Consider the following 20,018-nt stretch of genomic DNA (forward strand, 5'->3'; position numbering starts at 1 on the left):
TCTCCAGTCCCGTTCCTGTTGCTCCCCCGTCGTCCTCCCCCGTGCCCCCCCCACGGGTCACCCCCCCAGGTGACCCCGGCCTTCAGGCGACGAGCTCGCCGAAGGCGTCCTCCTCGTCACGGCCGAAGCTGAGGACCTCGTCCTCGCGCAGCCGGCGGAGCGACCGCCAGATGCTGGACTTCACCGTGCCGACACTGATGTCGAGGATCTCCGCGATCTCCGGGTCCGTGCGGCCCTCGTAGTAGCGCAGGACCAGCATGGTGCGCTGGAGCTCGGGCAGCCGGGCCAGCGCCTGCCACAGGACCGCGCGCAGCTCGGTGCCGCGCATCGCGTCCGTGTCGGAGGGCGTCTCCGGCAGTTCCTCGGTCGGGTACTCGTTGAGCTTGCGGCGCCGCCAGGCGCTGATGTGCAGGTTGGTCATGGTGCGGCGGAGGTATCCGCCGACCGCGGCCTTGTCGCTGATCCGCTCCCACGCCCGGTACGTCGAGAACAGCGCGCTCTGCAGCAGGTCCTCGGCCTCGAAGCGGTCGCCGGTCAGGTGGTAGGCGGTGGCGTACAGGGAGGCGCGGCGCTCCTGGACGTAGGCGGTGAACTCCGCCTCCGTCAGGGAACGGCGCTGCTCCCCCGAGTCCTCCCTGTACGCGTCTCCCCCGTGCGTCTCCCCCGTGCGGGCGTCAACCACCGTCATGTACGTGGTGTGCTGACGCCCGGTGCCGCGAGCGCACCCCCGCCCGCTCACGGCACCGGACTTCTCGGACCCCCGGTTCACGTCGTGCAGACGCGTGACTACGGCGCTGGTGCTGATGCTGTGCAGCGTGTTCATCTCGCGCTCCCCGTCGTGTACTTGCGGTGGTTCGGTCCTGCCGGGCCGGTCTTTCGACTCCCCGCCCTGCCCGTGTCCAAAAGACTGCCGGGGCGACTTCATCGCCGTGTCCGTCGACTGTCACAGACCTGTCACAGGGGTCCGGCCCAGGCCGGTCACAGGAAGTGCACAGAGGGTGGCGGTAGGGAAGGCCCGGTGTCGGCGGGTCGTACGACAGCCCGTCCATGGGCCAGAATGAGCGCGTGCCTTCCCTGTTGCTGATCGAGGACGACGACGCCATCCGCACGGCCCTGGAGCTCTCCCTGACGCGCCAGGGTCACCGGGTGGCGACCGCTGCCAGCGGTGAGGACGGTCTGAAGCTGCTGCGCGAGCAGCGGCCCGACCTGATCGTGCTGGACGTGATGCTGCCCGGCATCGACGGCTTCGAGGTGTGCCGTCGCATCCGGCGCACCGACCAGCTGCCGATCATCCTGCTGACCGCGCGCAGCGACGACATCGACGTGGTGGTCGGGCTGGAGTCCGGCGCCGACGACTACGTCGTCAAGCCCGTCCAGGGCCGGGTGCTGGACGCCCGGATCCGGGCCGTGCTGCGGCGCGGGGAGCGCGAGTCCAGCGACTCGGCCACCTTCGGCAGCCTCGTCATCGACCGGTCGGCGATGACCGTGACGAAGAACGGCGAGGACCTGCAGCTGACCCCGACCGAGCTGAGGCTGCTGCTGGAGCTGAGCCGGCGGCCCGGTCAGGCGCTGTCCCGGCAGCAGCTGCTGCGGCTGGTGTGGGAGCACGACTATCTCGGCGACTCGCGCCTGGTCGACGCGTGTGTGCAGCGGCTGCGGGCCAAGGTCGAGGACGTGCCGTCGTCCCCCACCCTGATCCGTACCGTCCGTGGTGTCGGCTACCGCCTGGACACTCCTCAGTGACCGACAGGAACGGGGGGCTGCGCGGCTGGGCCGCGGGGCGCAGGGGAAATCTGTCGCGGCTCAGGTTCACCAGCCTCAGGCTGCGCCTGGTCGTCGTCTTCGGGCTGGTGGCCCTCACGGCCGCCGTCTCGGCGTCCGGGATCGCCTACTGGCTGAACCGGGAAGCGGTGCTCACCCGGGCCCAGGACGCGGTGCTGCGCGACTTCCGGCAGGAGATGCAGAACCGCGCGGGCGCGCTGCCGGAGCACCCCAGCCAGGACCAACTGCAGCGCGCGGCGGGCCAGATGGCGGCCGGCAGCCAGCACTTCAGCGTGCTCCTGGTCGCGGCGGACCCGGACGGCAAGACCGTGTACGGCAACTCGGGCGGCATCAACGGGTTCTCGCTGGAGGACGTGCCCAGGTCGCTGCGCGCGGCGGTCGACAAGCGGCAGAAGGTGACGGACGCCAACAAGGACCCGTACCACCTGTACTGGCAGCGGGTCACGGAGAACGGCACGCCGTATCTGGTGGCCGGCACGCGGGTGATCGGCGGCGGCCCCACCGGCTACATGGCCAAGTCCCTGGAGCCGGAGGCGAAGGACCTCAACTCGCTGGCCTGGTCGCTGGGCATCGCCACCGGCCTCGCGCTGATCGGCGCCGCGCTGCTCGCGCAGGCCGCCGCCACGACCGTGCTCAAGCCGGTGCACCGGCTCGGTGTGGCCGCCCGGCGGCTCGGCGAGGGCAAGCTGGACACGCGCCTGCGGGTGTCGGGGACCGACGAACTCGCCGATCTGTCGCGGACCTTCAACAACGCCGCCGAGGCGCTGGAGGAACGGGTCGCGGAGATGGCCGCGCGGGACGAGGCCTCGCGCCGCTTCGTCGCCGACATGAGCCATGAGCTGCGGACGCCGCTGACCGCCATCACCGCCGTGACGGAGGTGCTGGAGGAGGAGCTGGAGGCCGAGAACGGATCCATGGATCCGATGATCGAGCCGGCCGTACGGCTGGTGGTGAGCGAGACCCGGCGGCTGAACGACCTGGTCGAGAACCTGATGGAGGTCACCCGCTTCGACGCGGGCACCGCCCGGCTGGTCCTCGACGACGTCGACCTCGCCGACCAGATCACCGCCTGCATCGACGCCCGGGCCTGGCTGGACGCGGTCGAGCTGGACGCCGAGCGCGGCATCCACGCCCGCCTCGACCCGCGCCGGCTGGACGTCATCCTCGCCAACCTGATCGGCAACGCGCTCAAACACGGCGGGTCGCCGGTGCGGGTGTCGGTGCGCATAGACGGCGACGACCTGGTCATCGCGGTGCGTGACCACGGGCCCGGCATCCCCGAGGACGTGCTCCCCCATGTCTTCGACCGCTTCTTCAAGGCGAGCGCCTCCCGGCCGCGCTCCGAGGGCAGCGGCCTGGGCCTGTCCATCGCCATGGAGAACGCCCACATCCACGGCGGTGGGATCACCGCCGCCAACTCGCCCGACGGGGGCGCGGTGTTCACCCTGCGGCTGCCGAGGGACGCCTCGCGGCTGACGGAGGAGACGGACGAGGGCGAGAAGACCGACAAGGACGCTCCCGGGAATCCCGGAAGCCCGGGAAGTTCAGGAAAGGAGGGGTGATGACCGTACGACGCCTGACCGTGCGAGGCCTGCTGGCGCTGCCCCTCCTCGGCCTGCTGCTCTCCGGCTGCGGCATCCGGGCCACCCAGGTGCCGACCGACTTCGGGGCGGCGCCCTCCCGGGTGCCGTGCACGCTGGCCGGGCCGGACCTGGCCACCCAGTCCGCGCGGGGCGTGCCCGTGCAGGTCTTCCTGCTGTGCGGGGCGTCCCTGGTGGCCGTCGACCGGACGGTACGCGTCCCGGAGGGCACCCCGGACGCCCGGCGCCGGGTGATCGTGGCGCAGGGCCTGCTGGGCCAGCTGGCCGCGCCCCCGTCCGCCGCGGAGCGCTCCGCGGGCTACACGACGTACGTGCCGGGCGGCCTCACCCTGAGCGGGCCCGGGCCCGGGGACCCCGAGGACGCGCTCCGCCTGAGCACGGCCCCCTCCCTGCTCCCCTCCTACGCCCTGGCCCAGCTGGTGTGCACCCTGTCCGACTCGGCGGCGACGGAGGGCGACGGCTCGGTGATCCTGGGCGGCCCCGGCCACGGTCCGCTGCGCCGCTACCAATGCACCGCCGACGTCCGGGACCGCCCGGGCAACACGGAGCCGCCGTCCAGTGAGGTGGCGGGTACCTAGCCCGGCCGGAGCGCAGGGCGACCAAACGGTTCCGGTGCGGAACCGATCGTGCCCGGGATTGCGTCTAGGGGGTCGTGCAGCGTCAAGGCTCCATCGGCGGCGACAGCGCCGCGATCCGCATCCGGGCGACGGGAGGTGTCCTCCTCGTCGCCCACCTCGCCCTCGTCGCCTGGCTGATGCTGCGACCTCTGGACGTCCCCTGGGTGGCGCCCCCCAACCTGCGTCCGCTCGCCGGCATCCGGGCCGACCTCGCCCTGGGCTGGCCGGCGGCCGCCAGACCCCTCGGCGAGGGCCTGGCCCTGCTCGCCCCGCTGGGCGTGCTGCTGCCGATGGCCCACGGCAGGCTCACCGGCTCCCCGCTCGCCTCCCTGATCCGTACGACCGCCGCGGGCGCCCTCATCTCCACCGGCATCGCCCTGCTGCAGACCGGGGTGCCCGGCAGGGTCGTGGACGTCGACTCGCTGCTGCTGAACACCGCGGGCGTCGCCCTGGCCCATCTGGCCGTCGTACCGGCGGGCCGCGCCTGGCTGCGCGGCCGGGACGCGCGGGCGGAGGCCGGGGCGGAGCCGCCCGTCACCGTCCAGGAGGAGCTCCCTCAGGGTCGTACCCCGACGATTCCCAGGGTCGGGATCGCCCCGTAGAGCGACGCTTCATCCGTTTCGTCTCCGTAGCGTGGAAGACAGTTGAGGGACGCCACCGGGGCGGCCCCGACCCCGGCTCGACGAGCGAGCCGACGACCACGGAGGAGTCGCCATGTCCGCCCTTGCCCGCCCCACCCACGGCCGCATGATCGGCGGAGTGTGCGCCGCGCTGGCGCGGCGCTTCGGCACCTCCGCGACCACGATGCGGGTGCTCTTCCTGCTGTCCTGTCTGCTGCCGGGCCCGCAGTTCCTGCTCTACATAGCGCTGTGGATCCTGCTGCCGTCCGAGGACAAGACGCGCACCGCCTGGTGAGGGCGCACGCGTGAACGCCGCTGGGGCGTCCCGGACAGCTCCGGGGCGCCCCAGCGGCGTCGTACGGCTTCGGTGCCGGCGTCAGCCGATCGGGATCCCGTTCACCGGCACGCCGTGCGTGGGCAGGCCCGTGTTGCTCACCGGCAGCCCGCCGAGCAGCCCGGCGACCCGCGCGGTCGGGCTCTTGGCGAGCGCGTTCTGGACGGCCGGCTTCGCGTGGGCCACCCCGGAACCCACGGCACCCTGCCCCCGGCCGAGCGCCGCGGTGGCACTCGGCAGCGCCCTGGAGACGTTCTGGGCCGGCAGCGTCCTGGTGACGGAGTCCAGGGCCTGCGTGGCCTGGCCGGCCTGCGGGACGGCCGTGGCCGCGTTGGCCGCGCCCGCGCCGACGGCGGCGAAGGCGGCACCGAGAGCGGCGACACCGAGGGTCTTGGCAGCAGACTGCTTCATGGTGAATGCGTCCTTGAGAGCGGAGACGGAGATCGCAAATGATCTGAGCGGTCCACGACCGTAAACACGCCGCACCACCAGCCGCAAACCCCGAAATACGGACGCCATGTGAAGACGCGTTCGCATTCCGTGCCGGGCCCGCGGGCGAACTAGCTTCTCGTCTCGGGAGAACCGCTGGTGGAGGCCGTCTGCTGGAACAGCCATTCGGATTTCAGTTCTGCATATCCCGGCTTGACGACGTCATTGATCATGGCGAGTCGTTCATCGAAAGGAATGAATGCTGATTTCATCGCATTGACGGAGAACCACTGCAGGTCGTCGAGCGTGTAACCGAACGCCTCGACGAGGTGCTCGAATTCCTGGCTCATGCTGGTGTGCGACATCAGCCGGTTGTCGGTGTTCACGGTGGCCCGGAAGTGCAGCCGGCGCAGCAGCCCGATCGGGTGCTCGGCGTAGGAGGGCGCCGCCCCGGTCTGCAGGTTGGAGCTGGGGCACAGCTCCAGCGGGATCCGCTTGTCGCGGACGTACGAGGCGAGCCGGCCGAGCGTGACGGAGCCGTCCTCGTGGACCTCGATGTCGTCGATGATCCGCACGCCGTGCCCGAGCCGGTCGGCGCCGCACCACTGCAGCGCCTGCCAGATGGACGGCAGCCCGAAGGCCTCGCCGGCGTGGATGGTGAAGTGGTTGTTCTCGCGCTTGAGGTACTCGAAGGCGTCCAGGTGCCGGGTGGGCGGGTAGCCGGCCTCGGCACCGGCGATGTCGAAGCCGACCACGCCGGAGTCCCGGTGACGGTTGGCGAGTTCGGCGATCTCCAGGGAGCGGGCCGCGTGCCGCATGGCGGTCAGCAGGGCGCCGACCCGGATGCGGTGGCCGTTCTCCCGCGCGAGCCGCTCGCCCTGCCGGAACCCCTCGTTCACGGCCTCGACCACCTCCTCCAGGGTCAGCCCGGCCTCCAGGTGCTGCTCGGGGGCGTAGCGCACCTCGGCGTAGACGACCCCGTCCTCGGCGAGGTCCTCGGCGCACTCGCGAGCGACCCGGACCAGCGCCTGGCGGTTCTGCATCACGCCGACGGTGTGCTTGAAGGTCTCCAGATACCGTTCCAGCGAGCCGGAGTCGGCGGCCTCGCGGAACCAGATGCCCAGCTTGTCCGGGTCGGTCTCGGGAAGTTCCGAGTAACCGTTGTCGTGGGCGAGTTCGACGACGGTGCCCGGGCGGAGCCCGCCGTCGAGGTGGTCGTGCAGCAGAACCTTGGGCGCCCGGCGGATCTGGTCCGGCGTCGGAACGTGCGCCGGGACGCTCGACGAGACGGTCCCGGTCGGTGCAGTCTGGCTCGTCATTTCCGCACTCTAACGCCTACGCGCGTAGAGAATCGGGTGAACGCGGCAGCCGTTTCCGGGCACTTTTCCGTCGATACGCAACGGTGACCGCACGCACGGGTTTGGTACACCGCCTCTTCTGACACTGTTCTGTCATGGGACAGCAAGCGACACCGGTCCGAACGGCCGGGCTGGGCAGGGCAGTCGGTCCGGTGCCGACGGCGGTGAGCGGGGCGGTGCTGCTGCTCCCCGGCGGGGACGAGATCTCCGCCCGCAGGCCGTCCCCCGTACGGGCGACGATCGCGCTGCGCTCGCTGGGCCGACGGTTCGCTCGCGCGGGGCGGGAGGAGGGGCTGGCCGTCCACACCGTCCACTACCGCTACCGGGGCTGGAACGGCAGCGAGGCGCACCTCGCGAGGGACGCGCAGTGGGCGGCCGACGAGGTCGTACGGCGGTACGGGGACGTTCCCGTGTGCCTGGTCGGGATGGACATGGGCGGACGGGCGGCGCTGCGCGCCGGCGGGCACGAGGCCGTCAACTCCGTTGTGGCCCTGGCCCCTTGGCTGCCGGAGGACGACGTCGCCGCGCCTGCCGAGCCGGTGAAGCAGCTCGTGGGGCGACGGGTGCTGATCGTGCACGGGACGAATGACGAACGGACCGATCCCGAGCTGTCGTTCCGGTTCGCCGCGCGGGCGAAGAAGGCCAATCGTGAGGTGTGCCGGTTCGAAGTGCACTCCGACGGGCACGGCTTGCACGCGCACCGGGACGAGGTCTCCTCCCTGGCCGCCGATTTCATGATGGGGGCGCTGTACGGCCACTCCGTGTCCCGCCCCGTCGAGGACGCGCTGGCCGCTCCGCCGCCGATCGGGCTCCGGATGCCGTTGGCCGCGGGGTTCGGCAAGTCGTTGCGGCGGTAGGGCCCGGCGGCTTCCACTCAGCTCGGCAGCAGGTTGCCCCTTCTCGAGAGCAGGAACCTCTTGAACGCGGCCACCGGGGGTGTGTCCGGGCGGTCCGCCAGCCACGCCACCCCGATCTCGCGGACCGCCCTCGGAGCCGTCACCGTCAGTTCCACCACCCCCGGCCGCGGGACCGTCGGCGGGGGCAGGAGAGCCACCCCCAGGCCCGCCGCCACCAGGCCCCGCAAGGTCTCGGCCTCCTCGCCCTCGAAGGCGACCCTCGGGCGGAAACCGGCCTCGCGGCACAGCGCGTCGAAGATGCGGCGCAGGCCGTAGCCGGGTTCCAGGGTGACGAAGGTTTCCTCGGCCGCCTCGGCGAGCCGGATGCGGCGGCGGGCGGCGAGGCGGTGGTCGGCGGGGACGACGAGGCGGAGTTTCTGCTCGTCCACGCGGCGCGCGACCAGGTCGGGGGCGTCCGGGACCGGGGACGTGAGGCACAGGTCCAGTTCGCCGGCGCGCAGGCGTTCCAGCATCGCCTCGCCGTAGTTCTGGACCAGGCTGAAGCGCACGCGCGGGTGGTCCTCGCGGAAGGCGTGCAGGAGGCCGGGGACCGTCTCGGCGCCCATGGTGTGCAGAAAGCCGAAGGCGACCTTGCCGGTGGCCGGGTCGGCGTCGGCGCGCACCTCCTCGGCGGCCCGCTCGATCTCGGCGAGGGCACGTTCGACGGAGGTCAGGAAGGTGCGGCCGGCGGGGGTCAGGGAGACCGTGCGGCCGTGGCGGGCGAACAGGTCGACGCCCAGGTCCTGCTCCAGGCGGACCATCGCCCGGGAGAGGGTGGACTGCGGGACGTTCATCTCGTGGGCGGCCCGGGTGACGTGCTCGGTGCGGGCCACGCCGGCGAAGTAGGCCAGGCGCGGCGCCAGCACCTTCGACATCTCAGACATGTCTTCTGTGTCACTGTCGCGTGACAGGCGGGGCTGTGAGCTCTGCTGATGCGCCATGGGAACGATTATGGCGATTCCATGCATTGGACGCATGAGACGGGTCGTCCCTACGGTCGAGGCATGTCTCCCGCCAGTACCGGGGCGTCCGCCACCGTGGACGCCGCACCGTCCGTCCCCGTCTCCGCCCCCTCCGCCGCCGACTCCCGTCTGACTCCGGGCGGCCCCGGCTACCGCCGGATGAGCCTCGCCCTCTTCCTCGCCGGAGTCGCGACCTTCGCACTGCTGTACTCCACGCAGGCCCTGCTGCCGCTGATCTCCGGCGAGTTCGGGGTCGCGGCGAGCGAGGCGAGCTGGACCGTGGCGGCCGCGACCGGCGGACTGGCCCTGTTCGTCCTGCCGATGAGCGCCCTGTCGGAGCGCTTCGGGCGTCGTGCGGTGATGACGGCCTCGCTGGCCGTCGCGGTCTCCGTCGGCCTGCTGGTGCCGTTCGCCCCGTCGCTCGGCGCGCTGGTGGTGCTGCGGGCGGTGCAGGGCGCGGCGCTGGCCGGTCTGCCGGCCTCGGCGCAGGCCTATCTGGCCGAGGAGGTGCGGCCGAAGGCGCTGGTCACGGCGATCGGCCTGTTCGTCGCGGGCAACAGCGTCGGTGGCATGAGCGGCCGGGTGATCACCGGCTGGGTGGCTCAGGAATGGGGCTGGCGGGTCGCCGTCGGCGTGATCGGCGTGATCGCGGTGGCGTGCGCGATCGCCTTCCGGCTGCTGCTGCCGGCGCCGAGGCACTTCACGGCGGGCTCGCTGCGGCCCCGGGTGCTGCTCGATACCGTCCGCGACCACCTCGCCAACCCGCTGCTGCGGCGCCTGTACGCGATCGGCGCGCTGTTCATGACGGTGTTCGGCGGCGTCTACACGGTGATCGGCTACCGGCTGACGGGCGCGCCGTTCGGGCTGCCGCAAGGCATCATCGGCTCGATCTTCCTGGTGTACCTGGTGGGCACGGTGTCGGCGTCCACGGCGGGCCGGCTGGTGGGCCGCCTCGGCCGCCGGGGCGCGCTGTACCTGGCGGGCGGTACGACGGCCGCGGGCCTGCTGCTCTCGCTGGCCCCGGTGCTGCCGCTGGTCCTGCTCGGGCTGGTGCTGATCACGGCCGGCTTCTTCGCGGGCCACGCGGTCGCCTCCTCGGCGGTCAGCAAGACGGCCACCCAAGGCCGCGCCCAGGCCTCGGCGCTGTACCAGTCCATGTACTACATCGGCTCCAGCGTCGGCAGCACGGTCGGCGCGACGGCCTTCCACGCCGACGGCTGGGCCGGCACGGTCGGCGTGGGTCTGCTCGCGGTCGTCGGCGTCGTCACGATCACCGTCCTCGGCACGCGGGCGGCCCGGGTGGCGGCCCGGCGGGAGCCGCTGGCGGCGCACTGATCCCTTCCCCGAAACCCCCTGCTCGGGGCCGGTTGTCAGTGGGCGCGGATAGCGTCCGTCGGTCAACTCGGTCGTCCAGCAGGGGGTTTGCCGTATGGAGTTCCGGATCGCGCGCGGGGAGTTCGCCGAGGCGGTGGCGTGGGCGGCGCGGGCGCTGCCCGGCCGGACGCCGGTGCCGGTGCTCGGCGGGCTGCTGCTGACCGCGCAGGCGGGGCGGCTGACGGTGTCCGGGTCCGACTTCGAGACGGCGGCCCGGGCCGGGGCCGACGCCGAGGTGACCGCGGCGGGCCGGGTCCTGGTCCTCGGGCGCCGGCTGCTGGACATCTGCCGGGTGCTGCCCGAGGGGCCGGTGAGCTGTGCGCTGGAGGGGACGCGGTTCACGGTGGAGGCGGACGGCACCCGGTTCGGGATGTCGACGCTGCCCCGCGAGGAGTACCCGGCATCGCCAAAGGCGCCCGCCGGCTACGGCGCTGTGGACGCGGCTGCCTTCGCGACGGCCGTCGGCCAGGTGGCGGTGGCGGCGGGCCGGGACGACACGCTGCCGGTGCTCACGGGAATCCAACTGCGCCTGGAGGGCGATGAGATGACCCTGTCGGCGTCCGACCGCTACCGCTATGCCGTACGGCGGCTGGAGTGGAAACCGCAGGGCGGGCAGGGCGGGGCGGTGGAGGTGCTGCTGCCCGCGCGCCGGCTCCTGGAGACGGCACGGTCGCTGGCGCGGTGCGGGACCCTGCGGCTCGGTCTCGACCCGGCCGCGGGGGCGGGCGGGGGCGTGGCCGGGTTCGAGGGCGCGGGGCGGCGTGTCGTGCTGCGGCGGCTGGAGGGGCGGCTGCCGGGGTACGGCTCGCTGTTCGAGCTGACGGGGGCGGCCGTCGCCGAGGCGGAGTCCGGGGCGCTGACGGAGGCGGTGCGGCGGGTCGCGGTGGTGGCGGAGGCGAACAGCCCGGTGCGGCTGGAGTTCGCCGGGGACCGCGTGCTGGTGCGGGCCGGGTTCGGGGAGGACGTGGCACAGCAGCGGGTGCCGGCCGCGCTGCGCGGGGCGGGGGAGGTCACGGTCGCCTTCAACGGGGCCTATCTGCTGGACGCCCTGGCCTCGTACGAGCAGGGCAGGCTGCGGATGGAGATCCTGGGGGCGGGCCAGCGGGTGCTGCTCACGGACGGTGCCTCGGACCCGGCTCACCAGCATCTGCTCATGTCCGTGAAGCAACTGGTCTGAGCTGGGCTTTTTCGGACTCGGGGGGCCATTGTCAGTGGGCTGCGGTAGCTTCCCAGGTGGCGCGAAGGAGCGCTACCGGAACGGCCACAGGGGTGGGTGGACGATGGGCGACAGCACGGCGACGGCGGACCTGGACGTCGCACTGGAGAAGCACCGGACCGAGCTGACGGGGTACTGCTACCGGATGCTCGGCTCCTCCTTCGAGGCCGAGGACGCGGTGCAGGACACCCTGGTGCGGGCCTGGCGGAGCTACGACAAGTTCGAGGGCCGTTCCAGCCTGCGCTCGTGGCTGTACCGGATCGCGACGAACGTGTGCCTGGACATGCTGACGGCGGGGAACAAACGGGCGCGGCCGATGGACCTGACCGAGTCGACCCCGCTCGCCCAGGCGGCCCTGTCCCCTCGCCCCGACCACACCTGGCTGGAGCCCATGCCGGACGCGCGGGTGCTGCCGACGGTCGGCGACCCCGCGGAGGCCGCCGTCGCCAAGGAGTCGATCCGGCTGGCCTTCATGGCGGCCCTGCAGCAGCTGCCGCCGAAGCAGCGGGCGGTGCTGATCCTGCGCGAGGTGCTGGCCTGGAAGGCGAGCGAGGTCGCCGAGCTCCTGGGCACCTCGGTCGCCTCGGTCAACAGCGCGCTCCAGCGGGCCCGGGCCACGCTCGCCGAGCGCGCGGAGGCGGGCCCCGAGGGCGCGGTGTCCGACCCGCTGGACGAGGAGCAGCAAAAACTGCTGGAGCGCTATGTGAAGGCCTTCGAGGGCTACGACATGACCGCGCTGACGGCGTTGCTCCACGAGGACGCCATCATGACGATGCCGCCGTTCGACCTGTGGCTGCGCGGCCCGGCCGACATCACCGGGTTCATGTCCACCCTCGGTGCCTCCTGCGCGGGCTCCCGGCTGCTGCCGGTGCAGGTCAACGGCCTGCCGGGGTTCGCGCACTACAAGCCGGACGAGGAGCAGGGCGGTTTCACCCCCTGGGCCGTGCAGGTGCTGGAGCTGTCAGACGGCCGTATCACCGGTTTCCACTGCTTCCTCGACACCAAGCGCTGGTTCCCCCTCTTCGGCCTTCCCCTCCACCTGGAAGCGGAGCCCGACGAGGTCGAGAAGGGCGTGTAGCGCGGGATCGGGGTCCCGCAGCCGGATCCGCCCGCCGGCCCGGCGGGCGGTCAGCTCCAGCCTCGCCAGCAGGTCCACGACGGCCAGGCCCGGGGGCCCGAGCCCGCCCACGTCGCACACGACGACACGGGTCCCGCTGCCCGCCAGCAGCATCCGCACCCGGGCACACAGCGCCGCCACCTCGGCCCGGGTGACGGGGCCGGGCAGCGTGAGCACGGCGGGTTCCTTGGCATCCACATGCGGTAGACCGCCCGGCCGGGCGGAACTCATCGGCATGGATCACCGTCGACGCAGATCACATTGACCGATTCCCTCTGCTGCGCGGAGGGTTGGCCGGGTGACGGGGGTACTGAGCGGGTTCGCGGTGATCGCGGTCGTCATCGGGGTGGGCTATGTGCTCGGGCGGCGCGGGACGCTCGGCGCGCAGGGCGGCGAGGTGCTGACCCGGCTGGCCTTCACGGTGGCGGGTCCCGCGCTGCTCTTCACGACCCTGGCACGCGCCGACCTGTCGGTGCTCTTCTCGGCCCGCCTGCTGGTCACGGCGCTGAGCACGGCGGCGGTCGCCGGGGTCTTCGTGGCGGTCGGTGCCGTACGCCGCTGGGGCGTGGGCCGTACGACGATCGGTGCCCTGTGCTCCGGTTACGTCAACTCGGGCAACCTCGGTATCCCGATCGCGGCGTACGTCCTGGGCGATGCCTCCCTGGTGGCGCCGGTGCTGCTCTTCCAGGTGGTCCTGGTGACGCCGACCGCGCTGACGATCCTGGACCTGTCCGGCATGGGCGAGAAGGGCACGGTGTGGCGGCGCCTGCTGACGCCGCTGCGGAACCCGATAGCGGTGGGGTCACTGTCGGGGGTCGTGGTGTCGGCGGCGGGCTGGACGCTCCCCGGCCCGCTGATGAATCCCCTCACCCTGATCGGCAACATGTCCGTGCCGGCAGCGTTGCTGGCGTTCGGCATGTCACTGCACGGAAGTTCGGCCCCGGGGCGGGGCCGCGACCGTCAACTGGTCCTGCTCTCGGTGGCGTTGAAGTCGCTGGGCCAGCCGCTGGTGGCGTGGGCGCTGGCGAGCTGTGTGTTCGGTCTGCACGGCGCACCGCTGCTGGACGTGGTGGTGACCTCGGCCCTGCCGGCCGCGCAGAACCTCTTCACGTACGCCAGCCGCTACCGCGTGGCCGAGGCCCTGGCCCGCGAGTCGATCCTGCTGTCCACCGTGGTGTCGGTGCCGGTGTTGGTGGGGGTGGCGGCGGTGCTGGGATGAGACCGGGTCAGTCGACTGGGAACTCGCTCGTGTCGATCGTGACGTCGAACGGTGCCGGGAGCTTGATGGGGTCGCCGAACTTCACGGCGCTGAGGACCCGGTAGACATCGCCCTTCGGCTCGCCGTAGAGGGTCGCGGTGGGGCCTCCGGGTGCCCAGCGGTCGATGAGGAGGTAGAGCGGGATCCCGGCGGTGGCGTACGCGGCGGCCTTGCTGACGCGGTCGTGGCGCGCGTTGGACTTGGAGGTCACCTCGACGACGAGTTCGGCGAGGGCCGCGGGGATGTAGGAGTCCGTCTCCGGAGGCTCTTGCACCGGTGTCACCAGCAGGTCCGGGATGAGCATGCCCAGCCGTGAGGGTACGGCGATCGACAGTGTCTGGAAGATCCCCCAATCGTCCGGGATCACGGAGTAGAGGCGACGCTGGATGCGTTCCGCGATCACGTTGTGGCGGAACGCGGGAGAAGGTGACACGGTGATGATCCCCTCGATGATCTCCACCTTGCTGCCCTCGGGCCATTCCATCTCCTCCCAGTACCGGACGAGGTCGTCCCAGTTCTGGTCGGGGTCCTGGCTCACGGTGAGTGCGCTCATGGCGGTTCTCCTATCGGTGCGTCACCGATCCCAGCATGCCGAACGGGACCGGCGGCGGTCCACCGGTCCCGTTCACGCGAAAGAGAAATCCCCTGGTCAGGCGATACGTTCCAGCACCACCGGCGACGGCGTGAAGGCCGTGCCCGGTGCCGCGATGTCGTACGAGCCCTCGACCGCCTGGAGCGCGTACTCGAAGCGCTCGGGGGTGTCCGTGTGGAGGGTCAGGAGGGGCTGGCCCTCCGTCACCGTGTCGCCCGGCTTGGCGTGCATCTCGACGCCCGCGCCCGCCTGCACCGGGTCCTCCTTGCGGGCGCGGCCGGCGCCCAGGCGCCAGGCGGCGACGCCGATGTCGTACGCGTCCAGGCGGGTCAGGACGCCCGAGGACGGGGCCTTGATCACGTGCTGTTCCTTCGAGGTGGGCAGCACCGCGTCCGGGTCGCCGCCCTGCGCCGCGATCATCCGGCGCCAGACGTCCATCGCCGAGCCGTCGGCCAGGGCCTTCGCCGGGTCGGCGTCCTTGATGCCGGCCGCGTCGAGCATCTCGCGGGCCAGCGCGATGGTCAGTTCCACGACGTCCGCCGGGCCGCCGCCCGCCAGGACCTCCACCGACTCGCGGACCTCCAGCGCGTTGCCCGCCGTCAGGCCCAGCGGGGTCGACATGTCCGTCAGGAGGGCCACCGTCTTCACGCCGTGGTCGGTGCCGAGACCGACCATCGTCGTCGCCAGCTCGCGGGCGTCCTCGATCGTCTTCATGAAGGCGCCGGTGCCCACCTTCACGTCCAGGACCAGCGAACCCGTGCCCTCCGCGATCTTCTTCGACATGATGGACGAGGCGATCAGCGGGATCGCCTCCACCGTGCCGGTCACGTCGCGCAGCGCGTACAGCTTCTTGTCCGCCGGGGCCAGGCCGTCGCCCGCAGCGCAGATCACCGCGCCGGTGGTGTCCAGGACGTGCAGCATCTCCTCGTTGGAGAGCAGGGCGCGCCAGCCGGGGACCGACTCCAGCTTGTCCAGCGTGCCGCCGGTGTGGCCGAGGCCCCGGCCGGAGAGCTGCGGGACGGCCGCACCGCAGGCCGCGACCAGCGGGGCCAGGGGCAGGGTGATCTTGTCGCCGACGCCGCCCGTCGAGTGCTTGTCCGCGGTCGGGCGGGACAGGGACGAGAAGTCCATGCGCTCACCCGACGCGATCATGGCCGCCGTCCAGCGGGCGATCTCGCGGCGGTTCATGCCGTTGAGCAGGATCGCCATGGCGAGCGCGGACATCTGCTCGTCGGCGACCTCGCCGCGGGTGTACGCGTCGATGACCCAGTCGATCTGCTCGTCGGTCAGCTCGCCGCGGTCCCGCTTGCTGCGGATCACGGAGATGGCGTCCATGGCCATGGCGGGTGTGGTTCCTTCCGGGAGGTGCGAAGTGTGCGGCCCCCCTGCGAGCGGGGCAGGGGGGCCGTACGGCATTACTGGGTGAGATGGTCCGGGCCGAAGGCCTGGGGCAGCATCTCGGAGAGCGTCAGGACGCCCGCGGGGGTGTCCAGGAGGAGCTCCGGGCCGCCGAACTCGTACAGCAGCTGGCGGCAGCGACCGCACGGCACGAGCAGGCCGCCGGTGCCGTCGACGCAGGTGAAGTGCGTCAGGCGGCCGCCGCCGGTGCGCTGCAGGTCCGAGACCAGACCGCACTCGGCGCACAGGCCGATGCCGTACGAGGCGTTCTCCACGTTGCAGCCGGTGACGGTGCGGCCGTCGTCGACCCGGGCCGCCACGCCGACCGGGAAGCCGGAGTAGGGGGCGTACGCGTGGGACATCGCCTCGCGCGCCACCTCCCGCAGCGCGTCCCAGTCGAACTCGGCGACTTCCTGTGTCACTTGCCCTGACCCTTCCGGTAGCGCATGCCGTCCGCCTTCGGCATCCGCAGGCGCTGCGCCGACAGGGACAGCACCAGCAGGGTGACGACGTACGGCGTGGCGCCCACGAAGTCGCTCGGGACCTCGTCGGTGACCAGGTACCAGACCAGGACCAGCGCGGCCACGATCAGGCTGATGGCACCCTGCCACAGCGAGGTGCGGTACAGCTTCCAGCCTGCCAGGACGACGAGGAGGACGACCAGCAGGAGCAGCAGCGCGTGCACGGTCGTGCCGCCGTTGCGCAGCTGCAGGGCGTCGGAGTAGCCGAACAGGCCCGCGCCCATCGCCAGGCCGCCCGGACGCCAGTTGCCGAAGATCATCGCCGCGAGGCCGATGTAGCCGCGGCCTCCGGTCTGGCCCTCCAGGTAGGTGTGCGAGGTGACCAGCGCGAGGAAGGCGCCGCCGAGGCCGGCGAGGCCACCGGAGACGGCCACGGCCGCGTACTTGTACGTGTAGACGTTGACGCCGAGCGACTCGGCGGCCGTCGGGTTCTCGCCGCAGGAGCGCAGCCGCAGACCGAACGGGGTGCGCCACAGCAGCCACCAGCTGGCGACGAAGAGCACCGCGGCCAGGATCGTGATCACGGACAGGTTGGTGATCAGACCGCCGACGATGCCGGCGAGGTCGGAGATCAGGAACCAGTGGTGGGTCTCGATCGAGTGCAGCCAGTCGGAGAGGCCGGGCACGGTGACCTGCGGCAGCGAGTCCACCGGCGGGGACTGCTTGGGGTTGCCGCCCGCGTTGGCCGCGCTGCCGCCCGCGAAGAACAGCTTGGCAAGGTACTGGGTGGCGCCCAGCGCGAGCAGGTTGATCGCGACACCGGAGACGATGTGGTCGACGCCGAAGGTGACGGTGGCGACGGCGTGCAGCAGGCCGCCGAGGACGCCGAAGCCGATCCCGCACAGCAGGCCGAGCCAGGGGCTGGACTGCCAGCCGACCCAGCCGGCGCCGAAGGTGCCGAGGATCATCATGCCCTCGAGGCCGATGTTGACCACACCGGACCGCTCGGACCACAGACCGGCGAGGCCGGCCAGGCCGATCGGCACGGCGAGACCGAGCGCGGCGCTGACCTGGCCCGCGGAGTCGAGCTGCTGGGAGCCGGTGATCATGCGGACCGCGGCAAGGAGCAGCAGCGCACCCGCGACGAACAGGAGGATCTGGCCGAAGGAGCGGCCCGAGCGCTGCGGCGCGCCCGCCGCCCTGGGCGCCGCGGGCGGCGGCGTGTCGGTCATCGTGGCAGTCATCACGCCACCTCCTGCTTCTTCGTCGGGGCGGCGGCCTGGGCGGCGAGTTCGGCGCCGACCTTCTGCTGCTGGCGCTTGAGGCCGTAGCGGCGTACGACCTCGTAGGCGATCACGACGCACAGGACGATGACGCCCTGGATGACGCCGAGGATCTCCTTGTCGTAGCCCTGGAACTCCAGGTGGTTGGTGGTGCGCTCCAGGAAGCCCCAGAGCAGGGCGCCGAGCGCGATGCCGATCGGGTGGTTGCGGCCGAGCAGCGCGATGGCGATGCCGGTGAAGCCGATGCCGGCCGGGAAGTCGTTGCTGTACGCGTAGGAGTCGTTGAGCAGGGTCGGCATGCCGATCAGACCGGCCACCGCACCCGAGATGATCATGCTGGTGGCGATCATCTTCTTCACGGACACACCGCTCGCGGAGGCCGCGCTCTCGGACTGACCGACGGTGCGCAGGTCGAAGCCGAACCGGGTGCGGCCGAGGACGAACCAGTACGCGACACCGACGACGGCGGCGATGAAGATGAAGCCCCACAGTTCACCGGCCGGGCCGGTGTTGATGCTGAAGAAGTACGAGGACGACGGCAGCGGCTTGGTGGAGACCACGGTGCCGCCCTGTTCCAGCTGGGCCAGCTTCCCGGGCTGCAGCAGGTAGGCGATGATCGCGGTGGCGATCGAGTTCAGCATGATGGTCGAGATGACCTCGCTGACGCCCCGGGTCACCTTGAGGATGCCCGCGATGGCGGCCCACAGGGCGCCGGTCGCCATGGCGCAGATCAGGATCAGCGGGATGGCGATCCAGCCGGGCACGGTCAGCGCCCCGCCGAGGACGGCGGCGAAGAACGCGGCGAGCCGGTACTGGCCGTCGACGCCGATGTTGAACAGGTTCATCCGGAAGCCGATGGCGACGGAGACGCCCGCGAGGTAGTACGTCGTCGCCTTGTTCAGGATGTAGACCTGGCTGTCGCTGGCGAAGCCGTAGGTCATCATGTCGCTGAACGCGGAGCCGGGGTTCTTGCCGGTCGCGAGGATCACCAGGGCGGTGACGACGAGCGCGGCGACGACCGCCAGCACCGGCGCGGCGAGGCCGAGGAGCAGCCGCTCCTTGTCGATCCGTGAGGTCAGCTTGTTCATCGCTCGTCGTCCTCTGTGTGCTCCAGGTGGCCGGTGGCCGCACCCGTCATGGCGGAGCCCAGCTCTTCGGGGGTGATGGTGGCGGGGTCGGCGTCGGCGACCAGGCGGCCGCGGTACATCACCCGCAGGGTGTCGGAGAGTCCGATCAGCTCGTCCAGGTCCGCGGAGATCAGCAGGACGGCCAGTCCCTCGCGGCGGGCCTCGCGGATGTAGTCCCAGATGGCCGCCTGGGCGCCGACGTCCACACCGCGGGTGGGGTGGGCGGCGATGAGCAGCTTGGGGTCGTGGCTCATCTCGCGGCCGACGATCAGCTTCTGCTGGTTGCCGCCGGACAGCGAGCCCGCGGTCACGTCGATACCGGGGGTGCGGACGTCATAGGCCTGGACGATCCGCTCGGTGTCGGCGCGGGCGGCCTTGATGTCGAGCAGCCGGCCGCGCGCGTTGGGCTTCTCGGTGACATGGCCGAGGATGCGGTTCTCCCACAGCGGGGCTTCCAGCAGCAGGCCGTGGCGGTGGCGGTCCTCGGGGATGTAGCCGATGCCGGCCTCGCGGCGGTCGCGGGTGGCGGTGCGGGAGATGTCGGTGCCGTCGAGGGTGATCACGCCGGCGTCCGGGTGGCGCATGCCCATGATCGCCTCGACCAGCTCGGACTGGCCGTTGCCCTCCACACCGGCGATGCCGAGCACCTCGCCCTTGTGGATGGTGAGGGAGATCTGGTCCAGGATGACCCGCTCGATGCCCTCCAGGTCGGTCTGCGCGAGGTGCAGCCCCTCCACCTTCAGCATCGGGACGTCCGTCACGGTGGACTCCGCGGTCTCCGGGGTGGGCAGCTCGGCGCCGACCATCAGCTCGGCGAGCTGCTTGGGGGTGGTGCCCTGCGGCGAGACCGTGCCGACGGTGGTGCCGCGCCGGATGACGGTGATCTCGTCGGCGACCGACAGCACCTCGCCCAGCTTGTGGGAGATGAAGATGACGGTGAGGCCCTCGGACTTCAGCTCGCGCAGGTTGTCGAAGAGCGCGTCGACCTCCTGCGGCACGAGCACGGCCGTCGGCTCGTCGAGGATCAGGGTCTTGGCGCCGCGGTAGAGGACCTTGAGGATCTCCACGCGCTGGCGGTCGGCGACGCCCAGCTCCTCCACCAGCACGTCCGGGCGGACGTTCAGGCTGTAGGCGTCCGAGATCTCCTTGATCTTGGCTCGGGCCTTGCCGCCGATGCCGTACAGCTTCTCCGCGCCGAGGACGACGTTCTCCAGCACGGTGAGGTTGTCGGCGAGCATGAAGTGCTGGTGCACCATGCCGATGCCGCGGGCGATGGCGTCGCCGGGGTTGTGGAAGGTGACCTGTTCGCCGCCGACGGTGATGGTGCCCTCGTCCGGCTGCTGCATGCCGTAGAGGATCTTCATCAGGGTGGACTTGCCGGCGCCGTTCTCACCGCACAGGGCGTGGACGGTGCCCGTGTGGACCGTGATGTCGATGTCGCGGTTGGCGACGACGCCGGGGAAACGCTTGGTGATGCCGCGCAGTTCGACGGCAGCGGGAGGGCTGGACGCGTTGATGGCGCACTCTCCTCGGGGAAAGGGGCTGCGTAGGGGAGGGCTTGGGCGTCGGCGACGCTAGCGCGGCAACTCCGCG

21 protein-coding genes are annotated in these 20,018 nt (G+C 71.7%); 10 read left to right on the top strand and 11 right to left on the bottom strand.

Features of this window, described 5'->3' with window-relative positions:
- Window positions 1–82 precede the first annotated feature (82 nt).
- Window positions 83–823 carry a SigE family RNA polymerase sigma factor gene (locus tag AB0D93_RS11215; protein ID WP_362116674.1) on the bottom strand — a complete coding sequence of 247 codons (741 nt, stop codon included), beginning with the start codon at window positions 821–823 and terminating at the stop codon, window positions 83–85.
- A gap of 242 nt (window positions 824–1,065) precedes the next feature.
- Here AB0D93_RS11215 and afsQ1 point away from each other — a divergent pair, with 242 nt between their 5' ends.
- From afsQ1 to AB0D93_RS11240, 5 genes are all read left to right on the top strand, one after another.
- Window positions 1,066–1,743: a two-component system response regulator AfsQ1 gene (gene afsQ1 / locus AB0D93_RS11220; protein ID WP_190012869.1), complete on the top strand. Its 678-nt coding sequence runs from the start codon at window positions 1,066–1,068 to the stop codon at window positions 1,741–1,743.
- Window positions 1,740–3,344: a HAMP domain-containing sensor histidine kinase gene (locus AB0D93_RS11225; RefSeq protein WP_362116679.1), complete on the top strand. Its 1,605-nt coding sequence runs from the start codon at window positions 1,740–1,742 to the stop codon at window positions 3,342–3,344. Before afsQ1 ends, AB0D93_RS11225 begins: the two co-directional genes overlap by 4 nt.
- The gene (locus tag AB0D93_RS11230) at window positions 3,344–3,961 is read left to right on the top strand and encodes a hypothetical protein (protein ID WP_362116682.1); all 618 of its coding nucleotides are present in this window, start codon (window positions 3,344–3,346) and stop codon (window positions 3,959–3,961) included. The genes AB0D93_RS11225 and AB0D93_RS11230 overlap by 1 nt, the downstream gene beginning before the upstream one ends.
- A 74-nt stretch (window positions 3,962–4,035) precedes the next feature.
- Window positions 4,036–4,602, top strand: coding sequence for a VanZ family protein (locus AB0D93_RS11235; protein WP_362116685.1), 567 nt, complete (start codon window positions 4,036–4,038; stop codon window positions 4,600–4,602).
- 112 nt (window positions 4,603–4,714) lie between these two features.
- The gene (locus AB0D93_RS11240) at window positions 4,715–4,915 is read left to right on the top strand and encodes a PspC domain-containing protein (protein WP_362116688.1); all 201 of its coding nucleotides are present in this window, start codon (window positions 4,715–4,717) and stop codon (window positions 4,913–4,915) included.
- Between the two features lie 81 nt (window positions 4,916–4,996).
- On the opposite strand, the gene AB0D93_RS11245 is transcribed toward AB0D93_RS11240, so the two are convergent.
- Together AB0D93_RS11245 and AB0D93_RS11250 are read right to left on the bottom strand one after the other, a co-directional pair.
- Window positions 4,997–5,365 (bottom strand): ATP-binding protein, encoded by a 369-nt coding sequence (locus AB0D93_RS11245; protein ID WP_362116691.1) that lies wholly within the window; start codon window positions 5,363–5,365, stop codon window positions 4,997–4,999.
- A gap of 149 nt (window positions 5,366–5,514) precedes the next feature.
- Window positions 5,515–6,702, bottom strand: coding sequence for an adenosine deaminase (locus tag AB0D93_RS11250; RefSeq protein ID WP_362116694.1), 1,188 nt, complete (start codon window positions 6,700–6,702; stop codon window positions 5,515–5,517).
- 134 nt (window positions 6,703–6,836) lie between these two features.
- On the opposite strand from AB0D93_RS11250, the gene AB0D93_RS11255 reads away from it, so the two are divergent.
- The gene (locus AB0D93_RS11255) at window positions 6,837–7,598 is read left to right on the top strand and encodes a prolyl oligopeptidase family serine peptidase (RefSeq protein WP_362116697.1); all 762 of its coding nucleotides are present in this window, start codon (window positions 6,837–6,839) and stop codon (window positions 7,596–7,598) included.
- Between the two features lie 17 nt (window positions 7,599–7,615).
- Here AB0D93_RS11255 and AB0D93_RS11260 read toward each other — a convergent pair whose 3' ends face one another.
- The gene (locus AB0D93_RS11260) at window positions 7,616–8,578 is read right to left on the bottom strand and encodes a LysR substrate-binding domain-containing protein (RefSeq protein ID WP_362116700.1); all 963 of its coding nucleotides are present in this window, start codon (window positions 8,576–8,578) and stop codon (window positions 7,616–7,618) included.
- A 63-nt stretch (window positions 8,579–8,641) separates the two neighbouring features.
- On the opposite strand from AB0D93_RS11260, the gene AB0D93_RS11265 reads away from it, so the two are divergent.
- From AB0D93_RS11265 to AB0D93_RS11275, 3 genes are all read left to right on the top strand, one after another.
- On the top strand, window positions 8,642–9,934 hold the full coding sequence (locus AB0D93_RS11265; protein WP_362116703.1) for an MFS transporter: 1,293 nt from the start codon (window positions 8,642–8,644) through the stop codon (window positions 9,932–9,934).
- Between the two features lie 94 nt (window positions 9,935–10,028).
- The gene (gene dnaN, locus AB0D93_RS11270) at window positions 10,029–11,150 is read left to right on the top strand and encodes a DNA polymerase III subunit beta (protein ID WP_362116706.1); all 1,122 of its coding nucleotides are present in this window, start codon (window positions 10,029–10,031) and stop codon (window positions 11,148–11,150) included.
- Between the two features lie 103 nt (window positions 11,151–11,253).
- Window positions 11,254–12,267, top strand: a complete 1,014-nt coding sequence (locus AB0D93_RS11275) for a sigma-70 family RNA polymerase sigma factor (RefSeq protein ID WP_362116709.1) — start codon at window positions 11,254–11,256, stop codon at window positions 12,265–12,267.
- Here the strand turns inward: AB0D93_RS11275 and AB0D93_RS11280 are convergent.
- Window positions 12,151–12,537 carry an STAS domain-containing protein gene (locus AB0D93_RS11280; RefSeq protein ID WP_362117242.1) on the bottom strand — a complete coding sequence of 129 codons (387 nt, stop codon included), beginning with the start codon at window positions 12,535–12,537 and terminating at the stop codon, window positions 12,151–12,153. The two genes, AB0D93_RS11275 and AB0D93_RS11280, sit on opposite strands and share 117 nt — an antisense overlap.
- 67 nt (window positions 12,538–12,604) lie before the next feature.
- Here AB0D93_RS11280 and AB0D93_RS11285 point away from each other — a divergent pair, with 67 nt between their 5' ends.
- Window positions 12,605–13,525 carry an AEC family transporter gene (locus AB0D93_RS11285; protein WP_362116712.1) on the top strand — a complete coding sequence of 307 codons (921 nt, stop codon included), beginning with the start codon at window positions 12,605–12,607 and terminating at the stop codon, window positions 13,523–13,525.
- 7 nt (window positions 13,526–13,532) lie between these two features.
- On the opposite strand, the gene AB0D93_RS11290 is transcribed toward AB0D93_RS11285, so the two are convergent.
- The 6 genes from AB0D93_RS11290 to AB0D93_RS11315 form a co-directional block, all read right to left on the bottom strand.
- Window positions 13,533–14,117 (bottom strand): Uma2 family endonuclease, encoded by a 585-nt coding sequence (locus AB0D93_RS11290; RefSeq protein WP_362116715.1) that lies wholly within the window; start codon window positions 14,115–14,117, stop codon window positions 13,533–13,535.
- Between the two features lie 96 nt (window positions 14,118–14,213).
- Window positions 14,214–15,497: a thymidine phosphorylase gene (locus tag AB0D93_RS11295; protein ID WP_362116718.1), complete on the bottom strand. Its 1,284-nt coding sequence runs from the start codon at window positions 15,495–15,497 to the stop codon at window positions 14,214–14,216.
- 74 nt (window positions 15,498–15,571) lie between these two features.
- Window positions 15,572–15,976 (bottom strand): cytidine deaminase, encoded by a 405-nt coding sequence (locus AB0D93_RS11300; protein WP_362116721.1) that lies wholly within the window; start codon window positions 15,974–15,976, stop codon window positions 15,572–15,574.
- The gene (locus AB0D93_RS11305; RefSeq protein ID WP_362116724.1) at window positions 15,973–17,259 is read right to left on the bottom strand and encodes an ABC transporter permease; all 1,287 of its coding nucleotides are present in this window, start codon (window positions 17,257–17,259) and stop codon (window positions 15,973–15,975) included. Before AB0D93_RS11305 ends, AB0D93_RS11300 begins: the two co-directional genes overlap by 4 nt.
- On the bottom strand, window positions 17,259–18,386 hold the full coding sequence (locus AB0D93_RS11310; protein ID WP_362116727.1) for an ABC transporter permease: 1,128 nt from the start codon (window positions 18,384–18,386) through the stop codon (window positions 17,259–17,261). Before AB0D93_RS11310 ends, AB0D93_RS11305 begins: the two co-directional genes overlap by 1 nt.
- Window positions 18,383–19,942, bottom strand: coding sequence for an ABC transporter ATP-binding protein (locus tag AB0D93_RS11315; protein WP_362117245.1), 1,560 nt, complete (start codon window positions 19,940–19,942; stop codon window positions 18,383–18,385). The genes AB0D93_RS11310 and AB0D93_RS11315 overlap by 4 nt, the downstream gene beginning before the upstream one ends.
- Window positions 19,943–20,018: the final 76 nt, after the last annotated feature.

The organism is Streptomyces sp. NPDC048191 (assembly GCF_040652655.1).
In the GTDB taxonomy this organism is placed as follows: domain Bacteria; phylum Actinomycetota; class Actinomycetes; order Streptomycetales; family Streptomycetaceae; genus Streptomyces.

Excerpts from the sequence above, each read along its gene's own strand:
- AB0D93_RS11260 (WP_362116700.1), bottom strand. The coding sequence starts at position 8,578 with ATGGCGCATCAGCAGAGCTCACAGCCCCGCCTGTCACGCGACAGTGAC.
- AB0D93_RS11290 (WP_362116715.1), bottom strand. The coding sequence starts at position 14,117 with ATGAGCGCACTCACCGTGAGCCAGGACCCCGACCAGAACTGGGACGAC.
- AB0D93_RS11245 (WP_362116691.1), bottom strand. The coding sequence starts at position 5,365 with ATGAAGCAGTCTGCTGCCAAGACCCTCGGTGTCGCCGCTCTCGGTGCC.
- AB0D93_RS11250 (WP_362116694.1), bottom strand. The coding sequence starts at position 6,702 with ATGACGAGCCAGACTGCACCGACCGGGACCGTCTCGTCGAGCGTCCCG.
- AB0D93_RS11230 (WP_362116682.1), top strand. The coding sequence starts at position 3,344 with ATGACCGTACGACGCCTGACCGTGCGAGGCCTGCTGGCGCTGCCCCTC.
- AB0D93_RS11275 (WP_362116709.1), top strand. The coding sequence starts at position 11,254 with ATGGGCGACAGCACGGCGACGGCGGACCTGGACGTCGCACTGGAGAAG.
- AB0D93_RS11310 (WP_362116727.1), bottom strand. The coding sequence starts at position 18,386 with ATGAACAAGCTGACCTCACGGATCGACAAGGAGCGGCTGCTCCTCGGC.
- AB0D93_RS11240 (WP_362116688.1), top strand. The coding sequence starts at position 4,715 with ATGTCCGCCCTTGCCCGCCCCACCCACGGCCGCATGATCGGCGGAGTG.
- AB0D93_RS11305 (WP_362116724.1), bottom strand. The coding sequence starts at position 17,259 with ATGACTGCCACGATGACCGACACGCCGCCGCCCGCGGCGCCCAGGGCG.
- AB0D93_RS11215 (WP_362116674.1), bottom strand. The coding sequence starts at position 823 with ATGAACACGCTGCACAGCATCAGCACCAGCGCCGTAGTCACGCGTCTG.
- AB0D93_RS11280 (WP_362117242.1), bottom strand. The coding sequence starts at position 12,537 with ATGAGTTCCGCCCGGCCGGGCGGTCTACCGCATGTGGATGCCAAGGAA.
- dnaN (WP_362116706.1), top strand. The coding sequence starts at position 10,029 with ATGGAGTTCCGGATCGCGCGCGGGGAGTTCGCCGAGGCGGTGGCGTGG.
- AB0D93_RS11255 (WP_362116697.1), top strand. The coding sequence starts at position 6,837 with ATGGGACAGCAAGCGACACCGGTCCGAACGGCCGGGCTGGGCAGGGCA.
- AB0D93_RS11295 (WP_362116718.1), bottom strand. The coding sequence starts at position 15,497 with ATGGCCATGGACGCCATCTCCGTGATCCGCAGCAAGCGGGACCGCGGC.
- AB0D93_RS11265 (WP_362116703.1), top strand. The coding sequence starts at position 8,642 with ATGTCTCCCGCCAGTACCGGGGCGTCCGCCACCGTGGACGCCGCACCG.